The sequence below is a fragment of the Humibacter sp. genome (genome assembly GCF_051954055.1).
GTDB lineage: Bacteria > Actinomycetota > Actinomycetes > Actinomycetales > Microbacteriaceae > Humibacter.
On the sequence record NZ_JBQCIE010000022.1, the window covers coordinates 1 to 7,976 of the forward strand.

At 68.9% G+C, this 7,976-nt stretch carries 9 protein-coding genes and 1 pseudogene; 7 read left to right on the plus strand and 3 right to left on the minus strand.

What is annotated here, in order from left to right; genetic code table 11:
- Both ACTHNC_RS02595 and ACTHNC_RS02600 read left to right on the plus strand, forming a co-directional pair.
- Window positions 1-430 (plus strand): annotated as a pseudogene (locus tag ACTHNC_RS02595) (hypothetical protein); the annotation flags it as partial.
- Window positions 431-551: 121 nt separating this feature from the next.
- Window positions 552-1,109 carry an N-acetyltransferase family protein gene (locus tag ACTHNC_RS02600; protein WP_440293034.1) on the plus strand — a complete coding sequence of 186 codons (558 nt, stop codon included), beginning with the start codon at window positions 552-554 and terminating at the stop codon, window positions 1,107-1,109.
- Window positions 1,110-1,122: 13 nt separating this feature from the next.
- Here the strand turns inward: ACTHNC_RS02600 and ACTHNC_RS02605 are convergent, their stop codons facing one another.
- Window positions 1,123-1,737 carry a YqaJ viral recombinase family protein gene (locus ACTHNC_RS02605; protein ID WP_440293042.1) on the minus strand — a complete coding sequence of 205 codons (615 nt, stop codon included), beginning with the start codon at window positions 1,735-1,737 and terminating at the stop codon, window positions 1,123-1,125.
- A gap of 219 nt (window positions 1,738-1,956) precedes the next feature.
- Here ACTHNC_RS02605 and ACTHNC_RS02610 point away from each other — a divergent pair, with 219 nt between their 5' ends.
- The gene (locus ACTHNC_RS02610; protein WP_440293035.1) at window positions 1,957-2,205 is read left to right on the plus strand and encodes a hypothetical protein; all 249 of its coding nucleotides are present in this window, start codon (window positions 1,957-1,959) and stop codon (window positions 2,203-2,205) included.
- Window positions 2,206-2,217: 12 nt separating this feature from the next.
- On the opposite strand, the gene ACTHNC_RS02615 is transcribed toward ACTHNC_RS02610, so the two are convergent.
- The gene (locus tag ACTHNC_RS02615; protein ID WP_440293036.1) at window positions 2,218-3,408 is read right to left on the minus strand and encodes an ROK family protein; all 1,191 of its coding nucleotides are present in this window, start codon (window positions 3,406-3,408) and stop codon (window positions 2,218-2,220) included.
- Window positions 3,409-3,568: 160 nt separating this feature from the next.
- On the opposite strand from ACTHNC_RS02615, the gene ACTHNC_RS02620 reads away from it, so the two are divergent.
- From ACTHNC_RS02620 to ACTHNC_RS02635, 4 genes are all read left to right on the plus strand, one after another.
- The gene (locus tag ACTHNC_RS02620) at window positions 3,569-4,318 is read left to right on the plus strand and encodes a sugar phosphate isomerase/epimerase family protein (RefSeq protein WP_440293037.1); all 750 of its coding nucleotides are present in this window, start codon (window positions 3,569-3,571) and stop codon (window positions 4,316-4,318) included.
- Window positions 4,315-5,454 (plus strand): Gfo/Idh/MocA family protein, encoded by a 1,140-nt coding sequence (locus ACTHNC_RS02625; protein WP_440293038.1) that lies wholly within the window; start codon window positions 4,315-4,317, stop codon window positions 5,452-5,454. The genes ACTHNC_RS02620 and ACTHNC_RS02625 overlap by 4 nt, the downstream gene beginning before the upstream one ends.
- A complete protein-coding gene (locus ACTHNC_RS02630) occupies window positions 5,454-6,560 on the plus strand; it encodes a Gfo/Idh/MocA family protein (RefSeq protein ID WP_440293039.1) in 1,107 nt (368 codons plus the stop codon). The genes ACTHNC_RS02625 and ACTHNC_RS02630 overlap by 1 nt, the downstream gene beginning before the upstream one ends.
- Window positions 6,561-6,660: 100 nt before the next feature.
- Window positions 6,661-7,467 (plus strand): polysaccharide deacetylase family protein, encoded by an 807-nt coding sequence (locus ACTHNC_RS02635; RefSeq protein ID WP_440293040.1) that lies wholly within the window; start codon window positions 6,661-6,663, stop codon window positions 7,465-7,467.
- Between the two features lie 56 nt (window positions 7,468-7,523).
- On the opposite strand, the gene ACTHNC_RS02640 is transcribed toward ACTHNC_RS02635, so the two are convergent.
- On the minus strand, window positions 7,524-7,976 hold a 453-nt coding region (locus ACTHNC_RS02640; protein WP_440293041.1), incomplete at its 5' end, for an ABC transporter ATP-binding protein.

Genomic DNA, 7,976 nt, shown 5'->3' on the forward strand with positions numbered 1-7,976 from the left:
CGATGAGGTGACGCTGGATGGAGTGCGCGACGACATCTCGGTGACCCTTCGATACGTCGAGGCGTGGCTGCGTGGCACGGGAGCCGTCGCGATCGACAACCTCATGGAGGATGCCGCCACCGCGGAGATCGCGCTCTCGCAGCTGGGGCAGTGGAACGAGAAACGAGACCTCACGCGCGAGGGAGTGCTCGTCGACGTGCCGCTGATCCATCGGCTGCGCGACGAGATCCTGGCCGAGCTGCCGCGCACGCCGCACGATCGGTTCGACGATGCGGCCGCGGTGCTCGAGCGGGTGGCGCTGCGGTCGGAGTACCCGGCGTTCCTCACGATCGTGGCGTACACCCGGTACCTCGACGAGCATGGTGGCGCGTCCGCAGAACTCGGCCAGGCGCGCATCCCAGCGGCGCGGGAGGTTGCCGCCGCGGCGTGAGCGGCCCGATCGCATCGTACGATCGGCCGGAAAAGTTCCGATCCGCCGGATGACGGCGGCGTTTCGTCCCGGCCGATCGTGCGATTTCCGGGCGAGCTCGCGATGCCCCTAATGTTTCTGCATGGGCGAAGCGACGATCCGGCGGGCGACGGCGGAGGATGTCGACAGGCTCGCGTTCGTCGCGGCCGTGACGTTCCCACTGGCGTGTCCTCCGCACACGACGAGGGAGGATGCCGCTGCGTTCGTCGTCGAGCATCTGTCGGCCGACGCGTTCCACGGATACCTCGCGGATCCCGATCGCATCCTCCTGATCGCGGAGGAGGACGGCCGCGCCATCGGTTACACGATGCTCGTGCTCGGTGAGCCGCACGACAAGGACGTCGCCGCCGCGATCACCCTGCGCCCCACGATCGAGTTGAGCAAGTGCTATGTGTTGCCGGGGCACCACGGGCGAGGCGTCGCGGGCCGGCTGATGCAGGCATCCATCGACGCGGCACGCGAGCGCGGAGCAGCCGGCATCTGGCTCGGCGTAAACCAGGAGAACGAGCGCGCGCAGCGCTTCTACGCCAAGAGCGGTTTCAGGCAGGTGGGAATCAAGCGCTTCCGGGTCGGCGAGCGGTGGGAAGACGACTACGTGCTGGAGCAGCCGCTCGCAGTGGAGGCGACCTCCGTCGCCTGATCCGCGGACGCAGCTAGACGCGGCCGGAGGCGAGCACGCCGATGAGCTGGCTCGCCAGCCGCACCAGCAGTTCGATCTCGTCCTCGTCCCGATCGACCCACCGGCACTCCGGGTCTCCGACCGGCACGAAGCCGTCGTGCCGCTCCCACACGAACAGCGTGCGCTCCGCACCGAGCACGTACTGCTGCCACCACACCTGGCGCAGGTAGTGCCGCGGGATGCTCCGCCACGGCTTGTTGGTCGTCTTGATCTCCGCGAGCTCGAGGCGTCCGGTTTCGCGGGCCGCCAGTCCGTCCGGGGTCGCAAGGTGCCGGCGGTCGCCCACCGCGTGGAACAGCGCATCGCTCGGCGAGATGCCGTGCTCGCGCAGAACCCATTCGGCGATCTTCGGTTCGCGCGCCTTGCCGTGCTCCGTGAAGACGTTGCCGCTGAAGCCCGACCCGTGCACCTTCTGCCGAGCGGCCGCCAGGATGGATGCCTGCGTCGACAGCTTCGCGACATCCGTCGCCGTGATGCCGCGGGCCCGGGCACGCAGCCATGCGACCCGGTCGGATGCGTGGGCGAGGATGCGCCGCTCGTGCGGCTTCAGGGGCTGTGCGACCGACGCGGCGCCCGCCGGATGCAGCATCGCCTCGAGCTCCTCGTCGAACAGAGAGAGCATCGTGTCGGTCACCGCTCCATTGTGCCGCCTGCCCACCGACGCCCTGTCGCCCGGAACGCGAGTCGCTCCACTTCTCCTCCCTATCGACTGTCGTCGAGCGCTTCTCCACCATGGCCTTCACAGGAAGAGAACCGGACGAGGAAGCGTGACATCGTGGAGCACCCAAGAGACAATGAGGAGGTGCACATGAACGATCCCGAGATCTGGACGGTGATAGGAGTATTCGCCGCAGCGATGCTGGGCGGACTCACTCTCGTCGTGACCAGCCTGTCTCGAGTGATCCGTGCCGAGGTGGGCGGATTACGTGCTGAGCTCCGCGCTGAGCTGAGTGGCGTGAATTCGCGACTCGATGCAACCAACACCCGGCTCGAGCACCTCGACCGCGATGTGCAGGCGCTGACGAGGCGGGTCTGGGGCGCCGAAAGCGACTCCTGAGCCACGCCGCGCTCAGGCCGGATCGAGCAGGTGCTGCGCGACCATGATCGCCGCCCCCAGCACACCGCCCGTTTCCCCGGCGGATGCCGCGACGATCTGCAGGTGCTGGGTGGCCAGCGGCGTCGACTGCCGGTACACGACCTCGCGCACCCCGGCCAGCAGCTGTTCACCCGCCCGCGCGATGGAGCCGCCGACGACCACCACCGATGGGTTGAACAGGTTCACGCACGTGGCGAGCACCTCGCCGAGGTCGCGTCCTGCCTGACGGATGCCCGCAACGGCATCCGCGTTCCCGGCACGTGCCAGCGCCAGCACGTCGGCGCTCGAGGTCGCCGGCGTGCCGCGCTCGGCGATGTAGCGCGCGATCGCCGGCCCACTCGCGAGTGCCTCGAGGTCGGCATCCTCGTCGCCGTGCCGCGGGGTGTCGCGGGTGAACGGCACGCGCACGTGCCCGAGGTCGCCCGCCGAACCCGCTGCACCGCGCTGCAGCCGTCCCCCGGCGATGATGCCAAGGCCGATGCCGGTGGACACCTTGACGAACAGCAGGTCGTCTTCGAGCGGCCATGACACGGCGTGCTCGCCGAGCGCCAGCACGTTCACGTCGTTGTCGACGAGCACGGGAACGTCGAACGTGCGCCGCACGTAAGACGGAACGTCGAAGCGATCCCAGCCAGGCATGATGGGCGGGTTGATCGGCATTCCGGTGGAGTGCTGAACCGGGCCGGGGAGGCCGATGCCGACACCGGCGAGCTCCGAACGCGGTCTGCCGCTCGCCTTCACGAGCCGCTTCGCCGTGTGAAGCGCCCAGCCGAGCACCGGCTCGGGGCCGTCGGCGATCGTGAGCGGTGCGGACTCCGAGGCGAGCACGTTGCCGGCGAGGTCGGCGATCGCGATCACCCCGTGCGTGGCGCCGAGATCGATGGCGAGGATGATGCGGGCTCCCGCATTGAACACGACTCGCGCGGGCGGGCGTCCGCCCGAGGAGGCCGCATCGGGCGCGGGCATGATGAGGCGCGCATGCATCAGGGCGTCGATGCGGGACGCCACCGTCGAGCGGGCGAGTCCGGTGATCTCCGCGAGCTGCGCCCTGGTGCGGGGGATGCCGTCGCGCAGGATCGCGAGCAGGTCGCCGGCATCTCTCGGGACGAGGCCACCCGGCGTCGTCGAACCGGCGGAACCGGTTGAGAGGGACGACGCGGACATAGACCGATTGAATCACAAGCGCCGATCGCAGCCCAGAAGTGGGTGGCAAAGACGCAACTTTTGCTGGACTGGTGGCAGAAGTGTGATTCAATCGATTCGACCGTGGGATGCCGACGGGCGTCATCCCTCACCCAGCGGCCACATCGCAACGAGGAGAAACGTGACCACCTCACCTCTTTCCGTGCAGCTCTACACCGTGCGTGAAGCGCTGCAGGACGACCTGCAGGGCACCCTGAACAAGCTCGCCGAGGTGGGCTTCACCCAGGTCGAGCCGTTCGCCTTCACCAACTTCCCCGGGCTCGGCGAGGCGCTGTCGTCTGCCGGCCTCTCCGCCCCGACTGTGCACGTGCACTTCCTCGGCGAGAGCGACGAGGACATCGCCGGGATCTTCGACGCGGCGCGCGAGCTCGGCATCCAGACCGTCATCGACCCGCACGCGCCAGACGAGCTGTGGAAGACCGCCGAGGGTATCGACGGGATCGCGGCGCAGCTGAACCACGCTGCGAAGCTCGCCGCCGAGCGAGGACTTCGCGTCGGCTACCACAACCACGCGCACGAGTTCGAGAACAAGATCGACGGGCAGAACGGGCTGGAGTACCTGGCGTCGAAGCTCGACCCCGAGGTCGTCATCGAACTCGACACCTACTGGGTCGCCGTCGGAGGCGAGAACCCGGTGGACGTGCTCGGCCGGCTCGGCGACCGGGTCGTCGCCCTGCACATCAAGGACGGCCCGGCGACGAAGGAGACTAAGGACCAGGTCGCTGTGGGCGCCGGCAGCCTGCCCATCCGCGAGATCATCGAGGCCGCACCCAACGCGCTGCGCGTCATCGAGCTCGACGACTCGCGCGACAACCGTTTCACCGCTGTCGCAGACAGCTTCGCATTCCTCACGAAGGAGGGTCTTGCATGAGCGAGTTCACGAGCGCCTCGGAAAGCGCTGTTGAGGCCACGAAGACCGGGCCCGTCGGCGTCGGCGTCATCGGCGCCGGCAACATCTCGACGCAGTACCTCACCAACCTCACCGCGTTCCCCGACGTGGACGTGCGGTTCATCGCTGACATCATCCCGGAGGCCGCGGCGGCCCAGGCGGAGAAGTTCGGCATCCCGGCGCACGGCAGCGCCGAGGAGCTGCTGGCCGACCCCGAGATCGAGATCGTGGTGAATCTCACCCTTCCGCAGGTGCACGCGGAGGTCGACCTTCAGGTGCTCGCCGCCGGCAAGCACGTGTGGAGCGAAAAGCCCATCGCACTCGACCGCGAGAGCGGGCAGCGCGTGCTCGCCACGGCGAGGGCTGCGGGCCTCCGTGCGGCGTGCGCGCCGGACACGTTCCTGGGTGCAGGTATCCAGACGGCGAGGCGGATGCTCGAGGCCGGCGCCATCGGCGAGCCGCAGACCGCGCTCACCATCATCCAGAACCCGGGCCCCGAGTCGTGGCACCCGAACCCGGCGTTCCTGTTCCAGGAGGGCGCGGGTCCGCTGTTCGACATCGGCCCGTACTACGTCACAACCCTCATCCAGCTGTTCGGCCCGGTGAAGCGTGTTGCGGCCGTGGCGTCGAAGGCGAAGCCGGTGCGCACGATCGGGTCTGGTCCGCTGGCCGGGCAGACGTTCGAGGTGACCGTGCCGACGCACGTCACGGCCGTGTTCGAGTTCGAGAGCGGGCAGACGTCGCAGAGCATCTTCAGCTTCGACTCGAAGCTGGGTCGCACCCTGTTCGAGGTCACTGGCGTCGACGGAGCGCTCGAGCTGAACGACCCGAACATGTTCGTCGGCGACCTCGTGCTGCACACCGACGGCGAGCCGGAGACGATCACGATCGAGGGCGAGAAGGCAGCGCGCGGCACCGGCGTCGTGGAGCTCGCGCGGGCCATCCGTGCAGGCGTGCCCGAGCGCGCGAGCGGAGAGCAGGCGCTGCACGCGCTCGACGTCATGGTCTCCACGATCGAGGCCGCTGAGCGCGGCGAGTGGGTGGATGTCGAGAGCACGTTCACGCCCACCCCTGCGCTGCCCGAAGGGTGGGACCCGGCCGAGGCCACGCTCGTCTGATGGCGGCGAACGCGCAGGACCGGCGGAGCGCCGGCCCGGTCGGCGTCGGCATCGTCGGCGGCGGATTCATGGCGACGGTGCACTCCCGGGCGGCGCGAGCCGCCCGGGGGCGCCTGGTCGGGGTGGTCTCCTCGCGTCCGGAACGCGCCGTTCGCGCTGCCGAGGAGCTGGGCATCGAGAACGCCTTCGGGTCGCTGCACGACCTGATCGCCGACGACCGCGTCGAGGTCGTGCACGTCACCACGCCGAACGCCCTGCACGCTGAGCAGGCGCTCGCGGTGATCGAGGCGGGCAAGCACGTCGTGTGCGAGAAGCCGCTGGCGACGACGGTGGCGGATGCCCGCACGCTGACGGATGCCGCGGCATCCGCCGGCGTCACCGCGACGGTTCCGTTCGTGTACCGCTTCCACCCACTGGTTCGCGAGGCACGCGCTCGGTTCGCCTCGGGAGAGACGGGCCGGCTGCTCACGATCGCCGGATCGTACCTGCAGGATTGGCTGCTCGAGTCCGGTGACGACAACTGGCGTGTGGACAGCGCCGCAGGCGGGCGGTCGCGCGCGTTCGGCGACATCGGGTCGCACCTCGTCGACTTCATCGAGTTCGTCACCGGTGACCGCGTCTCGATGGTGGCGGCGACGAAGCGCACGTTCTTCGACTCGCGCGCCGAGCACAGCGCGATCACGACCGAGGACGCCGTCGCTGTCGCCGTGCAGACATCCGGCGGCGCGATCGGCACGCTGCTCGTGTCGCAGGCGGCGCCCGGGCGCAAGAACCGGCTGCACGTCGAGCTCGCGGGATCGGCCGAATCCGTCGTGTTCGATCAGGAACAGCCCGAGACGCTGTGGGTGGGGCGCCGCAAGGGCTCGCTGCTCATCCCCAGGGACGCCGATCAGCTGGCGCCGGATGCCGCGCGGCTCGTGACGACCCCCGGCGGTCATCCGCAGGGTTACCAGGATGCCTTCAACGCGTTCGTTGCCGACAGCTACGCGGCGATCGCCGGCGAGGCCCCCGACGGCTTGCCGCGCTTCGAGGACGGTTTGCGCGCCGCGGCAGTGGCAGAGGCGGTCATGGACTCGGCCGATACCGGCACCTGGGTCGAGGTGTAGCGCCTTCTCGTCGCTCGTGCCCCCAGTTCGGTGGATAGCGGCCGCGCTCACCGTCTCATCGAACGGGAAAGGGCCCGTCGGACTGGTATCGGTGGTCCCAATGGATCGTCGAGTGTTCCTGGTCGGGCTGGCCGCCACAGCCGTCACTGCGCTGAGCGGATGCTCGTTGCAGAAGAGCGAAGCAGTAGGCACTCCCGCGCCGACCTCCTCCTTGCCAACACCGACGCCCACGCCGCGGCCGACTCCGACGGATTCGCCGGCGCCGTTTCCCGTCGTGAGGAAGTATCCGATCACGCCGGGTGAGAGGATCACGGGTCTTCCCGGAGACGGAAACCTGATGGCGTGGACGGTCGACGACGGCGTCTCATCGCACGTCGTCGGCGCCTATGCACAATTCGCCCACGATAGCGGTATCCGGCTGACCTTCTTCCTGAACGGGGTCAATGCCTCCTGGACCGAGAACGCGCCCGCGTTGCGACCCCTGGTGGAGAGCGGACAGGTGCAGCTGGGCAATCACACCTGGGATCACGCGGACCTCACGAAACTGTCGGACGGCGGCATCACTCAGGAGCTTCAGCGCAACGGGGAGTTCATCCGGAACACGTACGGCGTGGAGGCCGCGCCCTTCTACCGACCGCCGTACGGATATCTCAACCATCGCGTCGCCTCCGTCGCCTCGTCGATCGGCTACACCGCGCCGGTGATGTGGTACGGGTCGCTGGCCGATTCCGGGCTCCTGAGCCCGCAGCAGATCGTGGCGAACGCGAACCGATGGTTCCTGCCGCAGCACATCGTCATCGGGCACGCGAACTACGACCCGGTGACGCAGGTGTACGGGCAGTTGCTCGACATCCTCCGCGAACGCCGGCTACGCACGGTGACGCTGCGCGACGTCTTCGTGGCCTGACCCTCACGTGAACCGGACGTATGGTGCGCTCGGCGGCACCGGAAGGGCATGGGCGCCTACGCGACCTCCTTCACCTTGCCCTGCTTGAGGTGCAAGCGGCGCTGTGCGCGACGTGCCACCGCGGAGTCGTGGGTGACGATCACGAGGGTGAGGCCGCGGTCGCGCCAGAGCCCCTCCAGAAGGTCCATGATCTCGTCCCGCGTCTCTTCGTCGAGGTTGCCGGTCGGTTCGTCCGCCAGCAGCACGTCCGGCTCCTTCACGAGTGCCCGCGCGATCGCGACGCGCTGCTGCTGTCCGCCGGAGAGCTCGGCGGGCCGGTGGTCGCCGCGGTCGCCCAGCCCGACCGACTCCAGCGCCTTGGTCGCCCTGTCTCGCCGCTCCGCAGCGGGGACACCGAGCGGCACCAGCGCCGTCTCCACGTTCTCCAGTGCGGTGAGCGTCGGGATGAGATTGAAGCCCTGGAAGACGAAGCCGATCTCCTTGCCACGGATGCCGGTGAGCTTGTGGTC